Annotated in this window: 19 protein-coding genes and 2 tRNA genes; 11 read left to right on the top strand and 10 right to left on the bottom strand. The window is 70.3% G+C overall.

The features are described 5' to 3' along the window. Positions 1–129 precede the first annotated feature (129 nt). The 4 genes from IE290_RS17575 (at position 130) to IE290_RS17560 (ending at position 5468) form a co-directional block, all read left to right on the top strand. Positions 130–2427, top strand: coding sequence for a molybdopterin-dependent oxidoreductase (locus IE290_RS17575; RefSeq protein WP_191245650.1), 2298 nt, complete (start codon positions 130–132; stop codon positions 2425–2427). A 251-nt stretch (positions 2428–2678) separates the two neighbouring features. Next, positions 2679–3863 carry a sensor histidine kinase gene (locus IE290_RS17570; RefSeq protein ID WP_191245648.1) on the top strand — a complete coding sequence of 395 codons (1185 nt, stop codon included), beginning with the start codon at positions 2679–2681 and terminating at the stop codon, positions 3861–3863. Continuing rightward, positions 3860–4510, top strand: coding sequence for a response regulator (locus IE290_RS17565; RefSeq protein ID WP_191245646.1), 651 nt, complete (start codon positions 3860–3862; stop codon positions 4508–4510). The genes IE290_RS17570 and IE290_RS17565 overlap by 4 nt, the downstream gene beginning before the upstream one ends. A 256-nt stretch (positions 4511–4766) precedes the next feature. Then, on the top strand, positions 4767–5468 hold the full coding sequence (locus IE290_RS17560) for a hypothetical protein (RefSeq protein WP_191245645.1): 702 nt from the start codon (positions 4767–4769) through the stop codon (positions 5466–5468). A 934-nt stretch (positions 5469–6402) separates the two neighbouring features. On the opposite strand, the gene IE290_RS17555 is transcribed toward IE290_RS17560, so the two are convergent. The 3 genes from IE290_RS17555 to IE290_RS17545 form a co-directional block, all read right to left on the bottom strand. Then, the gene (locus IE290_RS17555; protein ID WP_191245643.1) at positions 6403–6807 is read right to left on the bottom strand and encodes an SsgA family sporulation/cell division regulator; all 405 of its coding nucleotides are present in this window, start codon (positions 6805–6807) and stop codon (positions 6403–6405) included. A gap of 153 nt (positions 6808–6960) precedes the next feature. Then, positions 6961–7437 (bottom strand): Lrp/AsnC family transcriptional regulator, encoded by a 477-nt coding sequence (locus tag IE290_RS17550; protein WP_191245641.1) that lies wholly within the window; start codon positions 7435–7437, stop codon positions 6961–6963. A 37-nt stretch (positions 7438–7474) separates the two neighbouring features. Further along, on the bottom strand, positions 7475–8584 hold the full coding sequence (locus IE290_RS17545) for a winged helix DNA-binding domain-containing protein (RefSeq protein WP_191245640.1): 1110 nt from the start codon (positions 8582–8584) through the stop codon (positions 7475–7477). Positions 8585–8703: 119 nt separating this feature from the next. Here IE290_RS17545 and IE290_RS17540 point away from each other — a divergent pair, with 119 nt between their 5' ends. After that, a complete protein-coding gene (locus tag IE290_RS17540) occupies positions 8704–9711 on the top strand; it encodes a beta-ketoacyl-ACP synthase III (RefSeq protein ID WP_191245639.1) in 1008 nt (335 codons plus the stop codon). Here IE290_RS17540 and IE290_RS17535 read toward each other — a convergent pair. From IE290_RS17535 to IE290_RS17510, 6 genes are all read right to left on the bottom strand, one after another. Then, positions 9708–11189 (bottom strand): adenylate/guanylate cyclase domain-containing protein, encoded by a 1482-nt coding sequence (locus IE290_RS17535; protein ID WP_191245637.1) that lies wholly within the window; start codon positions 11187–11189, stop codon positions 9708–9710. The genes IE290_RS17540 and IE290_RS17535 overlap by 4 nt on opposite strands. A 655-nt stretch (positions 11190–11844) precedes the next feature. Continuing rightward, on the bottom strand, positions 11845–12840 hold the full coding sequence (gene ku, locus IE290_RS17530; protein WP_191245635.1) for a non-homologous end joining protein Ku: 996 nt from the start codon (positions 12838–12840) through the stop codon (positions 11845–11847). Then, entirely contained in the window at positions 12840–13781 is a 942-nt protein-coding gene (ligD, locus tag IE290_RS17525; RefSeq protein WP_191245633.1) for a non-homologous end-joining DNA ligase, read from the bottom strand. The genes ku and ligD overlap by 1 nt, the downstream gene beginning before the upstream one ends. 41 nt (positions 13782–13822) lie before the next feature. Beyond that, positions 13823–14629 (bottom strand): SigB/SigF/SigG family RNA polymerase sigma factor, encoded by an 807-nt coding sequence (locus IE290_RS17520; protein ID WP_191245632.1) that lies wholly within the window; start codon positions 14627–14629, stop codon positions 13823–13825. Further along, on the bottom strand, positions 14626–15060 hold the full coding sequence (locus tag IE290_RS17515) for an ATP-binding protein (protein WP_229874551.1): 435 nt from the start codon (positions 15058–15060) through the stop codon (positions 14626–14628). Before IE290_RS17515 ends, IE290_RS17520 begins: the two co-directional genes overlap by 4 nt. A gap of 117 nt (positions 15061–15177) precedes the next feature. Continuing rightward, positions 15178–16233, bottom strand: a complete 1056-nt coding sequence (locus tag IE290_RS17510; protein ID WP_191245628.1) for an Rv2629 family ribosome hibernation factor — start codon at positions 16231–16233, stop codon at positions 15178–15180. A gap of 54 nt (positions 16234–16287) precedes the next feature. On the opposite strand from IE290_RS17510, the gene IE290_RS17505 reads away from it, so the two are divergent. Continuing rightward, a complete protein-coding gene (locus IE290_RS17505) occupies positions 16288–17052 on the top strand; it encodes a sulfite exporter TauE/SafE family protein (protein ID WP_191245626.1) in 765 nt (254 codons plus the stop codon). On the opposite strand, the gene hisC is transcribed toward IE290_RS17505, so the two are convergent. Beyond that, complete coding sequence (hisC, locus tag IE290_RS17500) at positions 17042–18094, bottom strand: histidinol-phosphate transaminase (protein ID WP_191245624.1); 1053 nt, start codon at positions 18092–18094, stop codon at positions 17042–17044. The two genes, IE290_RS17505 and hisC, sit on opposite strands and share 11 nt — an antisense overlap. A gap of 104 nt (positions 18095–18198) precedes the next feature. Between hisC and IE290_RS17495 the strand changes: the two genes are divergently transcribed. The 5 genes from IE290_RS17495 (at position 18199) to IE290_RS17475 (ending at position 22799) form a co-directional block, all read left to right on the top strand. Continuing rightward, positions 18199–18825, top strand: coding sequence for a dienelactone hydrolase family protein (locus tag IE290_RS17495; protein ID WP_191245622.1), 627 nt, complete (start codon positions 18199–18201; stop codon positions 18823–18825). Between the two features lie 12 nt (positions 18826–18837). Beyond that, positions 18838–20802, top strand: coding sequence for an acetoacetate--CoA ligase (locus IE290_RS17490; RefSeq protein WP_191245621.1), 1965 nt, complete (start codon positions 18838–18840; stop codon positions 20800–20802). Between the two features lie 53 nt (positions 20803–20855). After that, positions 20856–22532, top strand: coding sequence for a phosphatidylglycerol lysyltransferase domain-containing protein (locus IE290_RS17485; RefSeq protein ID WP_229874550.1), 1677 nt, complete (start codon positions 20856–20858; stop codon positions 22530–22532). 62 nt (positions 22533–22594) lie between these two features. After that, a tRNA-Ser gene (locus tag IE290_RS17480) sits at positions 22595–22684 on the top strand. A gap of 42 nt (positions 22685–22726) precedes the next feature. Beyond that, a tRNA-Arg gene (locus tag IE290_RS17475) sits at positions 22727–22799 on the top strand. Positions 22800–22986 lie beyond the last annotated feature (187 nt).

Here is a 22986-nt window from a genome sequence, read left to right as displayed (position 1 = left end):
TCACGCCAGGCTGCACCCACGCACGACGATCGCGACCACCGTGAGCAGCCTGCCTGGTTGCCCGCCGCCAACGGACGTCACCGTCTCACAGCACCATCGATCACCATCCTTCCTGGTAGTTGTAGACGTATGCGCCTGCGGCCGAGCACCTCGCACTGGGGAGCCTTCTCAGCCGGACTCGACGAGAACGGACACCTCCAGGTCTCCGCACACCCCGAGGACCCGGCGCCGTCGCCTCTGCTCGGCAATCTGCCCAGCGCCTTGACCGACCCCACCCGGATCGCGGCGCCGGCGATCCGACGAGGGTGGCTCGAACGCGGGCCTGGCCCGGATCCGAAGCGCGGTCACGAGGAGTTCGTCGAAGTCGGCTGGGACGAAGCGCTTGATCTGCTCTCGGCGGAACTCCTCCGGGTGCGATCCGAGCACGGCAACGAGGCGATCTACGGCGGCTCCTACGGCTGGGCGAGCGCCGGCCGGTTCCATCACGCCCAGAGCCAGTTGCACCGGTTTCTCAATGCTTTCGGCGGTTTCACCTCCTCTCGCAACACGTACAGCAACGGCACCAGCACGGTGGTGCTCCCGCACATCGTCGGCACTGCCACCGACGTCCTGCGCAATGGTTCGAGCTGGCCGACGATCGTGGCGAACACCGAACTCCTCGTGGCTTTCGGCGGTGTGCCCGAGAAGAACGTCTTCGTCACGCCCGGCGGAGTCACCCGGCACCACACCCCGGGCTTCCTCGCCCAGCTCGCTGACCGGGACGTCGAGGTCGCCCTGATCAGTCCGCTGCGCGCCGACCTGCCGGCGCGACTCGATGCGCGGTGGTATCCCATCCGCCCCGCGACCGACACCGCATTCATGCTCGCGCTCGCGCACACCCTTGTGGTCGAGGGCCTGCACGACCGACGATTCCTGGACCGCTACTGCGCCGGTTACGACGAGTTCGAGCGCTACCTCCTCGGTCTCGACGACGGAATCGCCAAGGATGCCGCCTGGGCCAGTGCTCTGACCGACATCCCGGCCGCGGACATCGTCGCTCTCGCTCGACGCATGGCCGCACGCCGAACCTTCATCACCGTCACCTGGAGCCTCCAGCGCATCGAGCACGGCGAGCAGCCCGTCTGGGCGGCCATCGCGCTGGCCGCCATGCTCGGCCAGATCGGACTACCCGGTGGTGGATTCGGCCACGGGTACGGATCCATGGGTGACAGCGGTGACATCGGCCCGGACTTCCGGGTGCCCTACCTGTCGCAGGGAATCAACCCTGTGAGGCAGTACATTCCGGTAGCCCGGATCGCGGACATGCTCCTCCGGCCCGGTAGCCGCTACCAGTACGACGGTGCGGAACGCACCTACCCGGACATCCGCCTCGTGTACTGGGCCGGTGGCAACCCGTTTCACCATCACCAGGACCTCAACCGGCTACGGAGGGCCTTCGCGCGGCCGGACACCGTCGTCGTGCACGAGCCCTTCTGGACCGCCACTGCACGGCACGCGGACATCGTCCTGCCCACCACCACGGCGTTGGAGCGTGAGGACTTCGGTTCCGGCCGCCGCGACACCCACCTCATCGCGATGCATCGGATCGCTGAGCCTCGTGCGCAGTCCCGGGACGACTACGCGATCTTCGCCGGGCTGGCTGCCCGGCTGGGCATCGAGGACAGGTTCACCGAGGGGCGCACCGCATGGGAGTGGCTCGAGCATCTTTATGACTCGTGGCGACAGCACCTGGCCGGGAAAGGCATCTCCGTACCATCCTTTCCGGAATTCTGGGAGACCGGGCAGTACCGCTTGCCGAACACGGAAATCCACCGGACGCTCTGGGCTGACTTCCGCGCCGACCCCGTCGCGCATCGCCTCCCGACCCCGAGCGGCAGGATCGAGATCGTCTCCAAGCGAGTGGCCTCGTTCGGCTACGACGACTGTCCGGGACACCCCGCTTGGCTGGAGCCCGTCGAGTGGCTCGGCGGCGAGCGAGCGAGCCGATTCCCGTTGCTGCTCATCGCCAATCAGCCCCACGCACGCCTGCACGGCCAGCTCGACGGTGGTGCTGTCAGCCAGGCGGCGAAGGTCGCGGGCCGGGAGGCTGTCCGCCTGCACCCCGAGGACGCCGGGCCTCGGGGCATCAACGAGGGCGACGTCGTCCGGATCTTCAACGACCGCGGCGCTTGCCTGGCCGGAGCGGTTCTCACCACCGATCTTCGTCCTGGCGTGGTACAGCTGCCGACTGGCGCCTGGTTCGATCCGCACGGAACCATGTGCGTCCACGGCAACCCCAACGTGCTGACCGCGGACCTGCCCTCGTCGCAACTGTCCCAGGGGTGCACGGGACAGCACGTGCTCGTCGAGATCGAGCGTTTCGCGGGCGAACCACCTGGCATTGTCGTGAATCGACCACCGGTCATCTCGCGCAAGCGCGACGTGTAGATCCGCGGCGCGGGCACGGTGTGCTCCATGAGCGCTCCTTGTCATCGATTTTCCTTGTACTGCAGCAGATCCGGCTGTGGGCGCCGTCCGCGGTGTCTTCGACAGTACACGAATATCGAATCTGTGTTCTAACCCGATCGATTGATTCTGTCGGCGCGTCTCGCAAATATCTGTCTTTCGGTAGATGGTGCGCCTGGACCGATTCGTGCATTCTCGAATCACCACCACATCGCCGAGCGAGGAGATCGGACATGAACACCACGCCCGGAACCAGTCGACGGATGAAGCTCGAACTGGGTTGGCCTGTCCCGGTTCTCGGTGCTGTATGTGTGGCGCTCGCGGCGATGCCCGTGGGCACGGTCCTCGCGACCACCTCGACCCTGGTGGTTCTCCTTGCTGCGCTGGGGATCGCGCTGCGTCGTGCTGGGCAGCCCAGGGGCACGGTCGCTGTCGCGGTTGTCGCGGCCGGCAGTTCACTCCTGGCGACGTTCGGAAGCGGCGAGCCGGCCAACCAGAGTCTCAGCTCGTGGTTGCTGATGGAGTGCGCACTCCTGCTGTGCGTCCTCGTCCAGGCGGTCCGCCGGACGAGGGGGCCGGGGACGCTGCTGTCAGCCGGAACGGTGACGAGTGCGATCGTTCTGGCGCCGTTGAGGCTCGCGAGCGGCCCTCGAGCGTCTCCCGGGGTGGCGTCAGCAGGCGAGTGGTGCGTCGCGTGCGGATTGCTGGCGGCTTGCGCCATCGCGGTCGGTCTCTACTTGCGGTCCCTCGACGAAGTGCGGGAGGAGTCGATTCACGCAGCACGCCGCGAGCAACGCCTGCGGCTCGCGAGTGACCTGCATGACTGGCTCGGCCACGAGGTGACCGGGCTGGTACTGGAGGCTCAGGCCGCGCGGATCAATGACCGGGAACCAGGTGAAGTGCGCCGTGCGTTGGAGCGCATCGAAGAAGCCGGCGTCCGTGTCCTCGACTCGGTCGACAGGGCTTTGTGCTGGTTGCGCGCCGACGATCGGACGGCCGGGATGCTCGAGTGGGAGCGGTCGGCGACGGTGAGCGACATCCCTGCTCTGGTGAACCGGTTCGAGGCGTTCGGGTCGGTGCGCGTGGAGCTGGACCTGGACGACCAGGTAAGGGATGTGCGCCCAGAGATCACGAGAACCGTGCACCGGATCGTGTTGGAAGCGCTTACGAATGTCCGAAGGCATGCGCCGGCGGCGCGTCAGGTGTCCGTGGCGGTGCGGCGCAACGGTGCGCACGTGATCGTTCGGGTGGTCAACGACGGCGTGCGACGGCAGGGGTTGCTCAAGCGGGCCCGCGGCGGAGGATCCGGACTGCAGGGATTGGCCGAACGGGCCATCGCATTGGGCGGAACCTCCTGGGCAGGACCTATGGGGCAGGCTGGCTGGGCGGTGCATGCGGTGCTGCCGGTGGTCTCGTGACCGCGATCAGAGTGCTCGTTGCAGATGATCAGGAGGTGGTTCGCCGCAACCTGCGCCACATCCTGGAGGCCGAAGACGATCTCGAGGTGATCGGTGAGGCAGCCGATGGGGAGTCGGCGGTGAAGCGGGCACGAGAGTTGAGGCCCGACGTCCTCTTGGTTGACGTTCGGATGCCGGGGCGAGACGGGTTGTCGGTGACGCGGGAACTTGCCGGCCCGGACGTGGCGAATCCGTTGCGAGTCATAGTGATCACGACGTTCGAACTCGACGAGTACGCGTGCGCCGCGATCCGGAACGGTGCCTGCGGGTTCCTGCTCAAGAGATCAGGGCCCGGACTGCTGGTGGAAGGTGTTCGCGCCGCGGTTTCGGGCGACATGCTGATCAGCCCCGAGATGACCCTCCGGCTCTTCCGGCAGATGGGCCGACCGGATGCCGGTAGCCGGCGGCCAGGGGTGCTGTCCGGACGGGAATGGGAGATCGTGCATCTCGTCTCCGAGGCGAAGACGAACGTGGAGATCGCGCAGTCCCTGGGAATCACGGTCGGAACGGTGAAAACGCACCTGAGGAGCATCCAGCGGAAGCTGGACCTGCGTAACCGGGTCGCGATCGCGGCATGGGGGTGGGAAACCAGCGCGGCGAGGGCGTGAAAGGTCAGAAGGTAACAAGACGTGGAGCGGCGGGAGGGGACCATTGACTACGGTCCGCAGGATTGTGTACTTGATCATCACCCGATGGAGTTATCTTTTTCCGTGATCGGGGAAAGTGAGAGTCTCTCGGCATCGACCCACTCATCGCGCTGGTAGTTTTTGCCGAGCCGTAGCTGGCTCTGTGGGGTGGTCGAGTGACGCCTGGCGAGCGGCAAGGCATTGGGGAAGGTCCACGCCGTGCCGATGGAGGGTGTTGATGGCGCGCACGATCCTGCGTGACAGGTCGGATGACCTCGTGCGGAGCGTGCAACTGGCGGACCGCACGGGAATCGTCGCGGCCAGCGCGCCCAAACCCGTCGAGCCGTACGAAGACCACGAGCCGATCCTCGGCGAGTTCGCGTCGGTGTCCGGGCAGCTCAACGTCGCGCTCGCTCCGGTGGCTTGCCGGCCTGGGGCGGGTGACGAGCGGCGCTTGCTCCGCCGGGTCCGGCGCAATGTGCTGGTCGCTGCTGCGGCGGTCGTCCTCGTGGGTATCGGTTGGTTCGCGGGTGGCGCCTTCGGTTCCGGCCATGACTCCGACACCGCCCCGGCAGTGGCGGTTGGGGTCGTGCCGAGCGCGGGTCCTGTGGAGCCGGTGCAACCGCCGCCGAGCACGAGTCCCGTTCCTCAGGTGCCGCCGGCGACGATGCAGCCGAGTGCACCCCCGCAGCTGTCGAAGACATCTCCGCCGGCGCAGAAGAAGGTGTCTCCTACTCGCAACTCGCCTTCGGGGAACGGCGAGGCGCGCAATGAGCCCGTCGAGGAGACAGGCAAGGAGAACAAGCCGCTCGGCCGGGCGATCGATGAGCAGATCCAGCAGCTGTTCGAGGTCTGGACCTGGAACCAGCCCGATCTGCGCGGTGACTTCGACGAGGAACAGGACCGGTCGCCGAGGTCCTTCGGGCCGCTGGGGCGCTGACGAGTCGGCTGGCAGCGCTGCACGGGCCCGGGAGGAATCGGCGAGAAGCTGCCGACGTGATGCTGTCGGGTCTCGACGAGACGTTGCCGAACGGCACGAGGCCGAGCGCTCGAGCCGCCCCGCGTCGACACCCTGCGCTCGAAAGTGGCGCTCGTGGCGCTCGAGATGCCGCGTTCAGGGCCGACAAGGTCCAGCCCCGCCGTGGTGGGGCGGAAGCCGCGCGTGCTGGTGTGGGGTGTTTTGGCGTGGAGCTGGAACGCCCCGCGGGATCAGCCGAGTCCGGATCACGCCGGTGCGGGTAGTCGCCGGAGGTGGGTCGGCATGAGGTCGTCGGTGCGGGTGGTCGCCGAAGGTGAGTTGGCATGACGCCCTCGGCGCGGGTGGTCGCGGGAGGTGAGTTGGCATGGCGCCGTCGCTGCGGGTGGTCGCCGGAGGTGGGTCGGCATGGCGTCGTCGGTGCGGGTGTCGCCAGGAGCTCAGTCGGCGTGTGGGGATGGCCGCGAGGTGTGGAGTCGGCCTGACACCAGCGGTGGGCCGTGGCCGGCATGGGCGGAGTTGACGTGGCACCCTCCGTGAGGTGGCCGCCGCGGGATGGCTACCAAGGGCCGAGCTGGCGCGACGCCGTCCCTGGGGGCGGCTGCCGGGGGTCGAGCCGGGCGTGACGTCGTCGGTGGGGGCGGCGGCCGGGGGTCGAGCCGGGCATGACGTCGTCGGTGGGTGCGGCTGCCAGGGGGCGAGCTGGCCTGACGCCGTCCGTCGGGGCGGGCGCCAGGGGGCGAGCTGGCGCGACGCCGTCCGTGGGTGCGGCTGCCAGGGGCGGAGCCGGCGTGACGTCGTCAGTGCGGGTGGCGCCGAGCGATCTGGCGGGGCTGCCGCAGCCGGGATCAAGCGGGCTGAAAGCCGGCACCGCAGCGAGGGGGTGCGGTGCCGGGCGTCAGACGTTCGTGATCTCGTCGATGAAGGCGTCCACGTCGAAGCGGTCGCTCTCCGTGCCCAGGGGCACGAGATCCGTAGCGGCGTCGAGGAAACGCTCGACGTCCTCGCGCTCGATTTCCACCAGCGCGTAGCCGTCGGGGGACTCGATCTCCAGGATCAGGATTCCCTCGTCGGTCGACAGGTCGGGGCGGACACGCACGTCGCCGATGCCGGAGGGCTCGCGCAGGCCCGTCACGAGCAGCTCGCGGGCGAAGGTCCACTCCACCCAACGGCCACGCTCCGTGCGGAACGCGATGTTCACGGCGAACGGTTCGCTCGCGACGTACGACAGTCGAGACAGGACTGGAGCACTGGAGCCGTTGAGTGACACGAACTGGCTCTGGGTGACGGTATCGGTGTTCACGTGCCACCTCTCGCGGTCTTGGTTCGCGCTCCCGGCGCGAACGGGTCGGACAGCGATGAGATGTAAGCGGGCGCCGAAAATGATGCCTCGCCGACGACTTTCACGCGATCGGCTGCAAAACCTTCCAACCTGTAACACGCGGGCCCACGCCGATCAGCCCCCGTTCAGGGGAACGGTCAGGCCCACCTTGACGCGGTCCATCGCGACACTCGTCGTGAAGTGCCGCACCTCGCCGTTGTCGAAGAACATCCGGCGCGTGAACGCCTCGAACTCCCCCATGTCCCGGCACTGCACGACAAGGATGAAGTCCGCCGACCCCGTAACGTAGTAGCACTGTTGCACAGCGGAATCAGCCAGCACCTGCTTCCGGAACGCCTCCAGCACCTCCAGCCGCTCGCGCTCCATCTCCACCATCACGATGAACGTCATGTGGACCCCGACCGACGCCGGATCGATCACCGCGACCTCGCGGGAGATCACGCCGGCATGCCGCAACCGCTTGATACGACGCTGCACCGCGGCGGCCGACAGACCGACCTCAGCGCCGATCGTCTCGGCGATCGTGCGTGAGTCGTCCTGCAGGCGCCTCAGAATCTCGTAGTCGAGTTTGTCCAGGTCAGCGGCGGGCACCACCGCATCGTAACCACAACCGGGCTTGCGACGCGGCTCACGCAAGGGGTGCGACGCGGATGTCGCCGGCTTCTTCGCCGACAGCGAAACGCAGCAGTCGCGCCCCCTCGTCCTCCAGCGCTTGCCGGTCCTTTGTGGAGACTCGTTCGTACGGCTCGATCTCCAGCGTCGCGGCCTTCCCCGAGCGCGTGATCCGCCAGCTGCCCCGCACCAGCCCGTCGACCAGGATCGTCCCCGGGAACACCCCGTTCGGCACCCCGAACACCCGCTTGCGTGCGTCCTCGGGCAGCACGCGGGTCCGGTCGGCGTGGGACAGCAGCAGGTTGTCGAACTCGGCGATGAACCGCGGCGGGGCGGGCGTCGCCGGATCCGGGCGCGGCGCTTCGGGCAGGTCGAACACCTCCCGGCCCTGCTCGGTCCGGAACACGCGCAGGCGCGGGCGCAACCGGTCCACCACTTCACCGAGCCGGGTCAGCCCGCTCCACACCTGTACGTCCGCCACGCTCGCCGGCCCGAACGCCGCCAGGTACCGCGACACGAGATCGTCCAGCGAGCCGTGCCGATCCAGTGGCCGGCCGAGCCAGTCCTCCGCCTCGGCCAGCGTGGTCCGCCCGCTGCGGCCCCACACCGCCCGCGGCGGGACCTGCACCAGCGGGAGCAGGCCGCGGGCCGCGTGGGCGAGCGCCGCCGGCGGCGTGTCCGGCCACTCCTCCGCGAGCCGCTTGCCCAAGGCCGACGGGGTGTGCGGCTCCTCCGCCAGCACCGCACGCGCCCGCTCCGCGACCGCGTCCAGATCAAGCGGGGCAAGCGGTTTCTTGTACGCCGTATTCGTGCGCAGGTCACGCTCGAACAGCGGTTGCACGAGCGGGCGCAGCCACAGGCAGTCCTCCGCCGCGACCAGGTGCACCGTGCCGCGCATCAACGCGATCCGGACCACCTGCCGGTCGAGCAGGAGCTGCCCGAGCTGCTCGGGCCGGAAGCCGCGCAGGCGCGACCACAGTCCGTAATACGGCGGGAACGGCGCCTGCGCCTGGAGCCCGCAGAGGTGCCGGACGGCTTCGAGTGGTGTGACCTCTGCCGGCTGCAGCAGCAGTTGGCGGGCGAGCAGCGCGCGGTTGAGCGCCCGGGGCCCCAGCGTGTCCGACATGGCCGAACCCTAGAACCTATCGGTGACAGTTCCGGGCCGCGTAGTCCTTTAGGGGGCCGATTTTGTGACCTGGAACACAACTCACCGGTCTACCCAGGGGTAGCCCCTACAAGTGTTGCATGCATGAAGGACACCACGCGGTCCTTGCCGGCCTGGGAGCCTGGCTGCCGCCGCGGGTGGTGGACAACGACGACCTCGCCCGGAATCTGGACACGTCTGACGAATGGATCCGCGCCCGCACCGGTATCCGTGAGCGCCGCATCGCCGACGCCGATACGTCCACTGTGGACATGGCTGTCGCCGCGGGGCGCAACGCTCTGCGCAGCGCCGGCACGGACACGGTCGACGCGGTGGTGCTCGCGACCGCGACGCCCGACCAGCTCTGCCCGGCCAGCGCCCCCCAGGTCGCCTCGGCGCTGGGGCTCAGCGGTGTCGCCGCCTTCGACGTCAACGCCGTCTGCAGCGGCTTCATCTACGCCCTGGCCACCGGTGCGGGCCTGATCGCCGGCGGGATGGCCGGCCAGGTGCTCGTCGTGGGCGCCGACGCCTTCAGCCGCTACTGCGACCCCGCGGACCGCACCACGGTGCCGATCTTCGGCGACGGCGCCGGCGCGGTCGTGCTGCGGGCCGGAACCGCCGACGAACCAGGCGCTCTGGGGCCGTTCGACCTGCACAGCGAGGGTGAGAACGCCGACCTGCTGATCGTCCCGGCCGGCGGTGCGAAACAACGCCAGTCGGACAACCCGCACGACCACTTCCTCACGATGCAGGGCACTGCGGTGTTCCGGCACGCCTGCGCGCGCATGGCCGAGTCGGCGCGCGCCGTGCTGGGCCGGTCCGGGCTCGGGGTGGCCGACGTGGACCGGTTCGTGGGTCACCAGGCCAACATCCGCATCCTGCAGGCCACCGCCAGGCAGCTGGGCATGGCGAACGACCGGGTCGTGGCGAACATCGAGCGCGTCGGCAACACGAGTGCCGCTTCGATCCCGCTCGCGCTGGCCGACGCCTGCGACGACGGTGATCTCCAGCCGGGTCACCGGGTGCTGCTGACCGCGTTCGGCGCCGGCCTGACGTGGGGTTCGACGCTGCTGACCTGGCCCGACGTCAAACCGGGCGGCGAGGCCTAGTTCGTCCAGGTCTTCGTGGGGGTGTCCCGCCCGCGGAGCTGGATCGTCTCGTGACGCGACCACTGCGCCTGCTCACTGGCTGTGGCCTGCGACCACACGCTGTCGCTGGCGAGGACGCGGCCGGGCACGTGTTTCGCGTGCTCGGTCAGCCGCGCCGCTTCGTTCACCGCGTCGCCGATGACCGTGTACTCGAGCCGGCTGCTGCTGCCGAGCTGTCCGGCGAACACGCGGCCCCACGCGACGCCGATGCCCAGGTCCAGCTCGCCCTCTTCGCGGACCGCGTCCCGGATGGCGCGCGCCGCGGACAGGGCGGCGGTCGCCGCGTCCGACAACCGGGTCGGCGCGCCGAAGACGCACAACGCCGCGTCGCCCTGGAACTTGTTCACCAGCCCACCGCGTGCGTCGACGGCCGACACCACGTGGTCGAACAGCCGGTTCAACTTGCGCACGATTTCTTCGGGCGGCAGCCGGTAGGCCAGGGCGGTCGAGTCCACGACGTCGACGAACAGCGCCGCCACCTCACGCACGTCGCCGCTCAGGGACGCGCCGTGCTCGAGGGCGTGCCGGGCGACGTCGATGCCCACGTGCCGGCCGAACAGGTCGCGTAGCCGGTCCTGTTCCCGCAGCCCGGTGACCATGCTGTTGACCGACACCTGGAGCGAGCCGATCTCACTGGCGTCGTCGACGCGCACCGAAACGTCCTTGCGGCCGCGGGTGATGAGGCCGACCGCCATCCGCAACCGGTGCAGCGGCGCGGCGACCGCTCGTGCGAGCAGCGCGGTGCCGAGCGCGCCGGAGATGAGCCCGACGATCGACAGCATGATCAGGCTCGCGGTCTCGTCGGCCTTGCCGATGTTCGGCGGCGCGGCGACGATCAGCACCCCGAGCAGCGGAACGCCGCTCGCCACGGCCCAGGTGATCGCGAGGCGCGACAGGACGCTGACCGACACCGCGTTGCGCGGCGGGCTCACCTCGAGGGCGAGGATCAGGATCGGGCGCGCGACCCACTCCGCCACCAGGTACATCAGACCGACGGTGAGCAGCCCGCCGAGACCGACGGCGAGGGTGACGCCCAGGGCGTCGAGCGCCGAGCCGAGGATGCTGGTCAGGGTGCCGAGGATGATCGTGCCGCCGAGCCACAGGGTGCCGCTGACCAGCGCGAGGTCGCGGGGCAGGCGGAGCGCGCGGCGGGCTTCCGGCGGTGTCGGGCGGCGGCCCTGGGCGAACCAGACGGCGGTGCGGCGGTGCAGGATGGCCGTCCACGCGGAGCCGACGAGCACCGACAGCAGGACGTAGGCGCCGGCGCAGGTGAGCAGGACCCAGTTGCGGCCGCCCATGTCGGCGGGGATGCCCTGGAGGAACAGCAACAGCCCGACGGCCGCCGCGCCGCACACACTCGACCCGACGCCGAGCGCCACGAAGCCCAGCCCCGTGCGCAGCACCACGCGGAACTTCGCGAGCTGGGCGAACTTCGGCACGCAGGTGATCGTATTGCCCCGGCGGAGGTGGGGCGCGGTGGTTTCGGTGGGTGGTTCGGCGGGAGTGGGGTGGGGCGGTGGAGGGCGGGGTTGCCTGTGCGCGCCGGGGACGGGCGGGCGGGGCGGGGGTGGTGAGTGCCGGGGGATGGGTGGCGGAGGGCTGGCGGTGGTGCGGTGGCGCGCCGGATGGGTGGTGGGAGTGGACGGACGGCTTGGGATAGGCGGGTGTGGGGGTGCCGGTGGTGGGCGGGCGGTGAGTGCGGTGGAGCGGGTGGCGCTGGGGCGGTGGTGGATACGGATGAAGGGTGGGAGTGGAGGGGCTGTCTGGGGTAGGCGGCTGGCGGACGGGGGTGGGGCGCCGCATTCGGCGGGCGGTGAGCCCCGGGGGATGGGTGGCGGAGGCCGGAGGGCTGGTGGTGCGCGGCGGCCGAGCCGGATGAGTGGGTGGGAGTGGACGGGCGGCCTGGGTTAGGCAGCAGGCAGCTGGCGGACGGCTGTGGGGTGCCGGTGGCAGGGCCCCGAGGGATGGGTGACGGAGGGCTGCAGGTCACGCGGCTGGGCGGTGACGCGGGGATGGGGTGACGCGGTGGCGCGGAGACGGGGGGCGACAACCCAGCACCCCGACGTCGGCCCGGTGCTGGTGATCCTTCGGCCGTCAGGAGGCCCGCTTGCGCGACCCGCCCGAGCGGGCTTCTCGCACTGCTTTTTCCAGCTCCGCGCGCTTGAGTTTCGACCTGCCCTTGATGTCCAGCTCTCGCGCCAACTGGTCCAGCTCCGCCTTGCTCAGCTCCGACAGGTCCGGCTCCGCCGCCTTGCGGGAGGCCTTCTTCCCGGACGAACCAGAACCCGAGCCGCCCTTCGCCGGGGCACCGCCCTTTCGCCGCTCGACGCTGCGGGACAGCGCTTCGAACAGGTCGACCACCTTGGTCGGCTCCGAGGGCTCCTCCTCGACGCTCACCGTGCGCCCGGCCTTCTTGTCGTCGATCAGCTTCAGGACCCGCTCGGTGTACTGGTCGTGGTACGCCTCCGGCCGCCACTCGTCCGCCATGGAGTCCACCAGCGCGATCGCCATCTCCAGTTCGCGCCCTCGCGGCGCCGCCTTCTCCGGCAGCTTCTTCAGCTCCTTCGCCGGGTCCCGCACGTCCTCGGCGAACAGCAGCGTGTCCAGCACCAGCACACCGTCCCCGGCGCGCACCGCCGCCATGTACTCCTTGCCCCGCATCACGAAGCGCGCGATGCCGGCCTTGTTCGTCTCCGCCATGGCCTGCATCAGCAGCCCGTACGCGCGCCCGAACTCCTCCTTCGTCGGCGCCAGCCAATAGCTCTTCTGGAAGTACAGCGGGTCGATGTCACCGAGGTCCACGAACGACTCGATGTCGATCGACCGCGACCGGCCGGGCGCGATCTGGTCCAGCTCGTCCTGCTCGACCAGCACGTAGTCGCCGTCGCCGAGGTCGTAGCCCTTCACGATGTTCTCGTAGGCCACCTCTTCGCCGGTCCGCTCGTTCACGCGCTTGTACCGGATCCGGTCCGACGTCCCGCGCTCGAACTGCCGGAAGTGCACGGTGTGGTCCTCGGTCGCGGAGTACAGCTCGACCGGCACCGTGACCAGGCCGAAGTTGATCGCACCGCTCCAGATCGCTCGCGCCATCACGCCTCCCGGACGACTTCGGCGGCCGGCTTGTCGTCACGCACCCCGGTGAACCGAGGATGCCGCAGCTTCCCGTCCCCGGTCCACTCCGAAAACCGCACCTGCACCACCACCGACGGCTCGACCCAGCGCGGCCCACGCTCCGGCACCGGCTCGTCGAACGGCGACCGGCGGCGCTCCAACCCGGTCAGCGTCCCGGTCAGCTCACGCAGCGTGGCCTCCGTGTAGCCCGCGCCGACCTTGCCCGCGTACCGCAACCGGCCGCGGTCGTAGTAGCCGACCAGCAGCGCCCCGAACCCGGTCCGCGCCCCGCCCGGCGCGCTGAACCCGCCGACGACGAACTCCTGCTCCTTGACGCACTTGAACTTCAGCCAGTCGTTCGTGCGCCCGGACCGGTACGGCGCGTCCGCGCGCTTGGCGATCACGCCCTCCCAGCCGTGCGCGCACGCGTAGGCGAAGTACTCCTCGCCCGTGCCGTTGCGATGCGTGGCGTACCGCAGCGGCCCGCCCCAGTCGAACGCCTTGCGCAGCAACTGCTTGCGGTGCCGCAGCGGCAACCCGGTCATGTCGTGGCCGTCGAAGGCCAGCAGGTCGAACAGGTACAGGTAGACCGCGACCCCGGTGGCCTCGATGCGCCGCCGCTCGGTCAGGTGGATGCGCTGTTGCAGCCGCGCGAAGCTGGTCTGGGTGCCGTCGAACGCGACGATCTCACCGTCGGCGACGAACGAGGAGGCACCCGCCTCCGCGAGCGCCTCCCCGAGCTCGGGGTAACCCGCGCTGATGTCGTTGTGGTTGCGCGACCACAGCACCGGCGCGCCGCCGTCGCGCGAGCAGATGGCCCGGACCCCGTCGAGCTTGCGCTCGAACAGCCAGTTCTCCCGCGAGAACGGCCGCTGGGTCAGCGTCGCGAGCATCGGCGCGCGCCACCCGGGATCTGCCATGATCGCCGGTTACCCTGCGAAGCGGTGGGCAAAACCGCAGGTCAGGACTCTCCGTCCGGCTCGGTGAGGCCCTCGCGCAGCCGCTGCAGGGTGCGGGCGAGCAGGCGGGACACGTGCATCTGCGACACGCCGATCCGCTCCGCGATCTGGGTCTGCGTCATGTTGTGCACGAACCGCAGGCCGAGGATCTTGCGCTCCCGTTCGGGCAGCTCCTGGATCAGCGGCAGCAGCGCCTCGTGGTTCTCCACGCCCTCCAGCCCGGCGTCCTCCTCGCCCAGCGTGTCGCCGAGCGCGAGGTTCTCGGTGTCCCCGGACAGCACCTCGTCCAGTGACATCGAGTGGTAGGCGTTGCCGGCCTCCAGGCCCTCGTACACCTCGTCCTGGCTGACGCCCAGGTGGCTCGCGATCTCGCTCGGCGTGGGCGCGCGGCCCAGCCGCTGCGCGAGCTCGGTGCTCGCCGCCGAGATCGACAGGTGCAGCTCCTTGAGCCGGCGCGGCACCCGCACCAGCCAGCCGGTGTCCCGGAAGTGGCGGCGCACCTCACCCATCACCGTGGGCACGGCGAAGGACAGGAAGTCCGAGCCGCGGCTGGCGTCGAACCGGTCCACCGCGTTGATCAACCCGACCGTGGCGACCTGGACCAGGTCCTCCTTCGCCACCCCGCGCCCGGAGAACCGCTGCGCGATGTGCTCGGCCAGCGGCAGGTGCCCGGTGACGAGCTCGTCGCGCAGCTCGGCGCGGCGGGGGTCATCGGCCGACAGTTCCGCCAGCTCGTCGAACAGCGGTGCCAGGTGACCGTATTCGTTCGACGCGGTGGGTTTGGTCGGCTCCGTCCGGGAACCGGTCACGCGCCTGCCCCTGGGACGTCGACGGCGATGCGTCGCTTGGCGAGTTCGATGTCCACCTGGTGGCCCTGGCCGTTCGACTTCACGTGCGCGTCCACCGAGTCCGTGAGCGTGCTCAGGACCCGCCAGCCGAACGACTTGGTGCTCGGCGCGCTGTCGCTGTCGGACAGCACCGTGCCCTGGAACCGCAGTTCGTCGTCCTCCACGACGAAGCGGCAGCGCATGGTGGAGCCCGGCAGTGCCCGGGTGATCAGCGTCGAGCACGCTTCGTCCACGGCCAGCCGCAGGTCCGCGATCGAGTCCAGGTCGAAGTCGGCACGGGTGGCGAGCGTCGCCACCACCGACCGGACGATCGGCAGGTGTGCCAGGTCGGCACCGAGCCAGAGTTCGATCTCGTTCTGCGCGCGCAAGGACGGTGGCTCCCAGTCCGTCACGTTCACCTCACCGTCGTTCGAGTGTTGCTTCGGAACCATCATGCCTCGAACGAGGGAAGTTCGCTCGGTACGGTTACCGTCCGGAAGCATTCTGTAGCTGCGGTTATCACTGTCTCCTCACCGATGGCGCAAGATCGCGCCGAATCCGTCGACGAGCTCCTCGTCGACGTGCACCAGGTCCGCGTCCACGGCGATCGCTGCGGCGGGGACCGCCTCGTCGGCCCGGCAACGGTGGATCTCCGTCGCGCCGTAGGCCTTGAGTTCTTCCTCACCCAGCGCGATCTGCGCCGGGGTCGCCCCTGTGCACACCACGTCCTCGCCCGGATCGCCGACGAGCAGGGTCTCCACATCGGCCTCCCGCAGAGCGGCGGTCACGGCCTCGAGCCCTTGCACCGCAAGGCCGTCCGGCCGGCTCAGCGCGCCGCGGAACCGCTCGACCACATCGTTCAACCGGCTCTGCCGGACCGCTTCGGCCAGCTCGTCGGCGACGTCGGAGTGCGTGGCCTCCCGCGCGATGGCCTTCGCGGCCTCGGGCAGTTCCTCGATCACGGCCGTGCGGCCCTGCACCTCGCCGGCCACCACGATCAGCTCCGCGTGGGTGCGTTCGGCGAGACGGGCGACCGCGTCGGCGATGTCGGCGACGTTGTGGTGCCGGACCTCCTCGGTGCGGTGCTGCATGCGGTGGTGCGCCTCACCACCGCCGCGCGTCTTGTGCACCGGGTGCTCCTGGCCGCTGACCTCCTCCACGGCCATCTCGTCCCCGTGCTCGTCGTAGGCCCGGATGGTGGCGCTGACCTGGTCGACCTCGGCGACCACGTGCGGCAGTGCCAGCTCCCCGTACCGCGCCAGCGGCAGCAGGTAGGGCAGGTCGGACACGCGGGCGATGGTGCTCGCCGGCGGGCTCGGCAGGTGCTCGTCGACCAGGACCCGCTCGCCGGCGGCCAGCAGCGCGCGGCCGCTGCGGCCGGACGCGCGCGGACCGTCCAGGATCGCGCTCTCCAGCGCGCCCACCGCACCGTCCGGGGCGTGCTGCGCGGTCAGCGCGTCCTTCAGCTCGCGCCACTTCAGCTCGAGTTGCTTCTCCGCGTCCGCGGTGTCGTGCGAGTCCTCGAAGTAGACGGACGTGAACGGACCGGTCGCGGTCACCAGCGGGCGCAGCGTCGTCGTGTCCATGCCCGCTTCTTACCCGTCGGCCGGTGCCGCGAAACGCCACGGTTTGATGGGGACATGGAGTGGTGGGAGGCGCTGGTCGTATTCCTCGCGGGCGTGTGGGCCGGCACGATCAACACGGTCGTCGGGTCCGGCACGCTCGTCACGTTCCCGGTGCTGGTGGCGCTCGGCTACTCGCCGGTGACCGCGACGACGTCGAACGCGATCGGGCTCGCGCCGGGCACGATCAGCGGCGCGATCGGGTACCGGCACGAGCTGACCGGGCAGCGCAGGAGGCTGGTGCGGTACGCGATGCCGTCGGCGCTCGGCGCGGTGTGCGGCACGGTGCTGCTGCTTTCCTTGCCGCCCAACGCGTTCGAGACGGTCGTGCCGGTGCTGGTCGGGCTCGCGGTGGTGCTGGTGATCATCCAGCCGCGGGTGTCGGCGTGGGTGGCGCGCCGCCGCGAGGCCGGGGACGGCGGCAGCTCGCACGGCGGGCTCGTGCTGTTCCTGATCTTCCTGGTCGGCATCTACGGCGGCTACTTCACCGCGGCGCAGGGTGTGATGCTGATGGCGTTCATGGGCATGCTGCTCACCGACCCGCTGCAGCGGCTCAACGGCATCAAGAACGTCCTGGCCGCCGTGGTCAACGTGGTCGCCGGGATCGTCTACGCGTTCATCGCCCCGGTCAGCTGGCCGGTGGTCGCGCTGCTCGCCGTCGGGTCCACCATCGGCGGGCAGCTCGGCGCCAAGATCGGGCGCCGGCTGCCCGCGCCGGTGCTGCGCGGCGTGATCGTCGTGGTCGGGATCGCCGCGATCGTCCAGCTGGTGGTCAACGGCTGAAGCCGCGCGCCGCCTGCAGGAACGCGTCGTTCTCCTCGCGGGTGCTCACCGTGATCCGCACGCCGTCGCCGGCGAAGGCGCGCACGACCACCTTGTTCGCCAGCGCGTGCTCGGCGAACTCCAGCGCGCGGTCGCCCAGCGGCATCCACACGAAGTTGGCGTGCGTCTCGGGCACCTCGTAGCCCAGTGCGAGCAGCTCGTCGGCGACGCGCTGCCGCTCGGTGACGATCGCGGCGCAGCGCTGCCGCATCTCGTCCTCGGCGTCCAGCGAGGCCATCGCGGCGATCTGCGCCAGCGAGTTCACGCTGAACGGGATGTAGACCTTGCGCACCACCTCGGCCAGCTCGGCCGGGCCGACCAGGTAGCCGACGCGCAGCCCGGCCAGTCCGTAGGCCTTGGAGAAGGTCCGCAGCACCACCACGTTGTCGCGGGTGCGGGCGAACTCCATGCCGTCCGGCACGTCCGGGTCGGTGACGAACTCGCGGTAGGCCTCGTCCAGCGCCACGACCACGTGCGGCGGCACCTGGTCGAGGAAGCGCACCAGCTCCTCGCGGCGGTTCGCGGTGCCCGTCGGGTTGTTCGGGTTGCAGACGAAGACCAGTTTCGTCTTCGGCGTGATCGCGGCGAGCATCGCGTCCAGGTCGTGCGTGTGCGTCGAGTCCAGCGGCACCTTCACCGACGTCGCGCCGGCGATCTGGGTGACGATCGGGTACGCCTCGAACGAGCGCCACGCGAACAGGACCTCGTCGCCGGGCTCGCACAGGGCTTGTGTGAGCTGCTGGCACAGCGCGACCGAGCCGCAACCGACCGCGACCTGCTCCACCGGGAAGTCGTACTTGCGCGCCAGCCGGTTCGCCAGCGCGGTCACACCCATGTCCGGGTAGCGGTTCACGTCCGCGGCGGCGTCGGCGATCGCGTCCCGCACGCTCGGCAGCGGACCGCCGGGGACCTCGTTGCTCGCGAGCTTGATCGCACCCGGCACCGTCCGCCCGGCGACGTAGGCGGGCAGCGAGCCGAGATCGGGACGGGTACGCACGGACATGGCGGGCACTCCTTCGGGTCGAACGCGCTGGTGCCACGTTATCCCGAACACTTGATCGCGATTGGTGTTGACTCCCGTTCACCCGGGGATGGTTGAGTAGTGCGATGACGCAGACGCACACCTCGCACTACGAGCGGAACGACGGCCGGGCCATCGAGCTGACCTACGCCGAACCCGAGAACGTCGTCCGTGGCGGGCTCGTGGTGCTGCACGAGGTCGGCGGCATCACCGACGGGGTACGGCTGCTGATCTCGAGCCTGGCCGCGGAGGGCTGGCTGGTCGCCGCTCCGCACATCGAGGACACGCCGACGCCGGACAGCGTCCTGGCCGCCACCGACATCGCGCTGGCGTGGCTGGTCGAGCGCGGTGTGCAGGCCGATCTGCTCGGCGTGGTCGGCTTCGACCTCGGCGGCACGGCCGCGCTGCTGGTGGCGGCGAACCGCAAGCTCGGGGCCGCGGTCAGCGTGGGCGGGCACAGCGTGGCCGAGAAGCCGGGGCTGGTCGAAATCGCCCGCGAGCTGGTCAGCCCGTGGCTCGGCCTGTACGGCGACGCCGGTGACGAGCTGAGTGCCGCCGAGGTGGAAAAGCTGCGCGAGGCGGCGGCCGAGTCGCGGGTGGCGACCAACGTGGTCCGCTACCCGGGGGCCAACCACCGGTTCGACGCGGACCCGCAGGCCGCGATCGAGGCCTGGCAGCGCACGCTGAGCTGGTTCGACGCCCACCTGCGCTAATACGCTCCCGGGGTGACCAACGTTGCTGACACCCCGGAAGTGTTGTGGCGCCCGGACCCGGAGCGGGTCGCCACGAGCAGGATCCAGGCGTTCCGCGACTGGCTGCGCGCGGAGCGCGACCTGTCCCTCGACGACTACGACGAGTTGTGGCGGTTCTCCGTCGACCGGCCCGAGGAGTTCTGGGGCGCGGCGGCGGAGTTCCTCGGCCTCCGCTGGCACGACCGGCCGGCCGCGGTCCTCGGCGACGCGCGCATGCCCGGCGCGCGGTGGTTCCCCGGCGGCACCCTCAACTACACCGAACACGCGCTGACCGGCGCCGACGACGCCCTCGCGGTGATCTTCCGGCGCGAGGACGGCCGGAGCGCCCGCCTCACCTACCGCGAGCTGCGCGAGCAGGTCGCCGCGGCGCGGTCGGCGCTCGTCGCGCTCGGCGTCGGCCGGGGGGACCGCGTGGTCGCGCTCGCCCCGAACTGCCCGCAGACCCTGGTCGCGTTCCTGGCCACCGCGAGCCTGGGCGCGATCTGGTCGTCCTGTTCGCCGGACTTCGGGGTGCGCGCGATCAGCGACCGGTTCACCCAGATCGAGCCGAAGGTCCTGGTCGCGATCAACGGCTACGTCTACAACGGACGGTCCTTCGACGTGCGGCCGACGATCGGCGAGCTGCGCGCGCAGATGCCGTCGCTGACCGCGACCGTGCTGGTCGACTACGCCGGCGGCGGCACGGTCGACGACTCCCTCGACTGGGACACGCTGCTCGCCGAGCACGCCGGCGCGGAGATGGCCTACGAGCCGGTGCCGTTCGACCACCCGCTGTGGGTGCTGTACTCGTCCGGCACCACCGGCCTGCCGAAGGGCATCGTGCAGGGGCACGGCGGGATCGTGCTGGAGCACCTCAAGGCGACGGTGCTGCAGATGGACCTCGGGCCCGGCGACCGCTTCTTCTGGTTCACCACCACCGGCTGGATGATGTGGAACTTCCTGATCGGCGGGCTGCTGGCGCGCTCGACGATCGTGATGTTCGACGGCAGCCCGGGGCACCCGGACCTGAACACGCTGTGGCGGCTGGCGGCCGAGGAGCGGATCACCTACTTCGGCACGTCCGCGCCGTTCATCCAGAGCTGCCTCAAGGCCCGGATTCGCCCGGCCGCGTCGGTCGACCTGTCCTCGTTGCGGGCGCTTGGGTCGACCGGCGCGCCGCTGTCCGACGACGGGTTCCGCTGGATCGCCGACGAGGTCGGCCGGTCGGTGCAGATCTGCTCGGTGTCCGGCGGCACCGACCTGTGCGCCGCGTTCGTCGCCGCCGCGCCGGACGTCCCGGTGTGGCTGGGCGAGCTGTCCTGCCGGGCGCTCGGCGCGGCGGTGACCGCGTTCGACGAGGAGGGCCGCGAGGTCGTCGACGAGGTCGGCGAGCTGGTGGTGACCAAGCCGATGCCGTCGATGCCGGTGTTCTTCTGGAACGACGAGGACGGGTCGCGGCTGCGCGAGGCCTACTTCGACATGTACCCGGGTGTGTGGCGGCACGGCGACTGGATCCGGATCACGCCCCGCGGCTCGGCGGTGATCTACGGCCGCAGCGACTCGACCCTCAACCGCGGTGGCGTGCGGATGGGCACCGCCGAGTTCTACCGGATCGTCGAGGGCTTCGACGAGATCGCCGACTCGCTCGTCATCGACACCACGCGAGCCGGGAATACCGACGGTGAGCTGCTGTGTTTCGTCGTGATGGCGCCCGGGGCGGATCTTGCCGCGGTCGAGCCGGAGCTGCGCGTCCAGCTGCGGCGCGCCCTCTCGCCGCGACACGTACCCGATCGGTTCGTCGAGGTGGCGGAGGTGCCGCGGACGCTGAACGGTAAGAAGTGCGAGGTGCCGGTCAAGAAGATCCTGACCGGGATGGCGCCGGAGCGGGCGGTCAGCCGGGACGCGCTCGCCAACCCGGCGGCACTGGAACCGTTCGTCGACATGGCGAGGGGGAGTTAGGGGGAAGGGTGTCGGGGAGGACGTTGGCGGGGGAACGGCCCGCGGTGTGGCGGGTGACGGGCGCCGCGTCGGTGTTCGCGATCACCTGGGTGACCAGGCTGGTCGGGCTGCTGGCGGTGATCTCGGTCGTCCTGCCCGCCGGGCGGCGCGGCATGCGTGGTCACGTCGCCGTGTGGCTCGGGCTGCCCCAGGAGGCGACGACGGCCGCGGCCGCCGTCGTGCTGGCCGTCGGCGTCCTGTTGATCATGCTCGCCTCCGGGTTGAAGCGGCGCAAGCGCCGGGCCTGGCAGCTCGCGCTCGCCGCCAGCGTCGTGCTGGCCGTGTCGCACCTCGGGATGCAGCACGTGTTCGGCGCCGGGGTGGTGGCGGTCGCGCTGGCCGTGACGCTGGTGCTGAACCGGCGGCACTTCGTCGCGCTGCCGGACCCGGTGACCGGCAAGTGGGTCGCGCTGCGGGTGTTCGTGCAGCTGCTGGTGGCCGGGTTCGTGATCAACGTCGCGCTGCTGTCGGTGGCCCCCGCGCGGTTCATGACACCCCTGTCCTTCCCGGACCGGATGGCCGAGGCGGCGCTGGCGCTGTTCGGGGTCAGCGGGCCGGCCGAGTTCCACGTGGAGTGGATGGACGACCTGACCGCGACGGTCGGGTTGCTGTTCGGGCTCGGAGCGGTGCTGCTCGCGGCGTACTTCCTGCTGCGCTCGGCCGAGCCGGCGCCGAGCCTGAGCGAGGACGAGAAGGCCCGGCTGAAGGCGCTGCTGGACAAGCACGGCGCCCGCGACTCGCTGGGCTACTTCGCGCTGCGCGACGACAAGTTCGCGGTCTTCTCCAGGACCGGCAAGGCGGCCGTGACGTACCGGGTGATCGCCGGGGCGGCGATCGCGTCGGCCGATCCGCTGGGCGACAACGAGGCCTGGCCGGGCGCGATCGAGGAGTTCCTGGCGGTGTGCCGGCGGCACGGCTGGGTCCCGGCGGCCATGGGGTGCTCCGAGCTGGGCGCGACGGCGTGGGCCCGGTTCGACCTGGACGTGCTGGAGATCGGCGACGAGGCGGTCGTCGACGCCGACACGTTCACCCTGGACGGCCGCGTGATGCGCGGGGTGCGCCAGGCGGTGGCGAAGACGAAGCGGGCCGGGTACAGCGTCCGGGTGCGGCGGCCGGAGGAGCTGGCCGAGGGCGAGCTGGCCGAGCTGGAGGCGCTGGCCGCGAAGTGGCGGGGGAGCGACACGGAGCGGGGGTTCTCGATGGCGCTGGGCCGGATGGGTGACCCCGGTTCGGTGCTGGTGACGGCCGAGCAGGACGGCGTCGTGCGGGGGCTGCTGCAGTTCGTGCCGTGGGGCGAGGACGGGCTGTCGCTGGACGTGATGCGCCGCGACCGGACCGCCGACAACGGCATCAACGAGCTGATGATCTCGGAGCTGCTGCTCGCCGCCCGCGATCACGGTGTGAGGTACGTCTCGCTCAACTTCGCCGCGTTCCGGAAGCTGATGGAGCAGGGCAGGCGGATCGGAGCCGGCCCGGTCGCGCGCGCGTCGGCGAAGTTCCTGGGGTGGATGTCACACTGGGTGCAGATCGAGACGCTGTACCGGTTCAACGCGAAGTTCCAGCCGCGGTGGGTGCCGCGGTACCTGGTGTACCCGGGGGTCCGCGAGCTGCCGCGCGTCGGGGTGGCCGTCTTCGAGGCCGAGGGGCTCGCCGGACGTTCCCCCAGGTTGCGCCGCTTGTTGCGGCGATGAGGGGGTCCTTTGCGGCTGCGTTTCGGGGCTGTGTACGCTATCTCAGCAGTGGTCGTGATCCGGGAGGCTTCGCCTAGTCTGGTCTATGGCGCCGCACTGCTAATGCGGTTGGGGGTAACCCCCCCTCCCGGGTTCAAATCCCGGAGCCTCCGCAAGGCACTCGGACCCCGAGTGCTAGAGTGAAAACTGAACAAGCGCCCGTAGCTCAACGGATAGAGCATCTGACTACGGATCAGAAGGTTAGGGGTTCGAATCCCTTCGGGCGCGCGTCTGGTTGAGACAGCAAGACCAGAAAACCCGCCGGAGACGGCGGGTTTTCTGCTTTGTGGGGGTCGGTGCCCGCTGAGGCTGCCTCCTCGCGTCACCGCGGCGGCGAGCGGGAGCAGTGACGGGCGCCCGAGGCGCCGCGGCTTCCCGCCAACCGGTCACCAGGCGGGCGCTCATTCCGTTATGA

Source organism: Amycolatopsis deserti, from assembly GCF_014653945.1.
In the GTDB taxonomy this organism is placed as follows: domain Bacteria; phylum Actinomycetota; class Actinomycetes; order Mycobacteriales; family Pseudonocardiaceae; genus Amycolatopsis_E; species Amycolatopsis_E deserti.
This window is presented reverse-complemented; position numbering and strand designations above follow the sequence as displayed.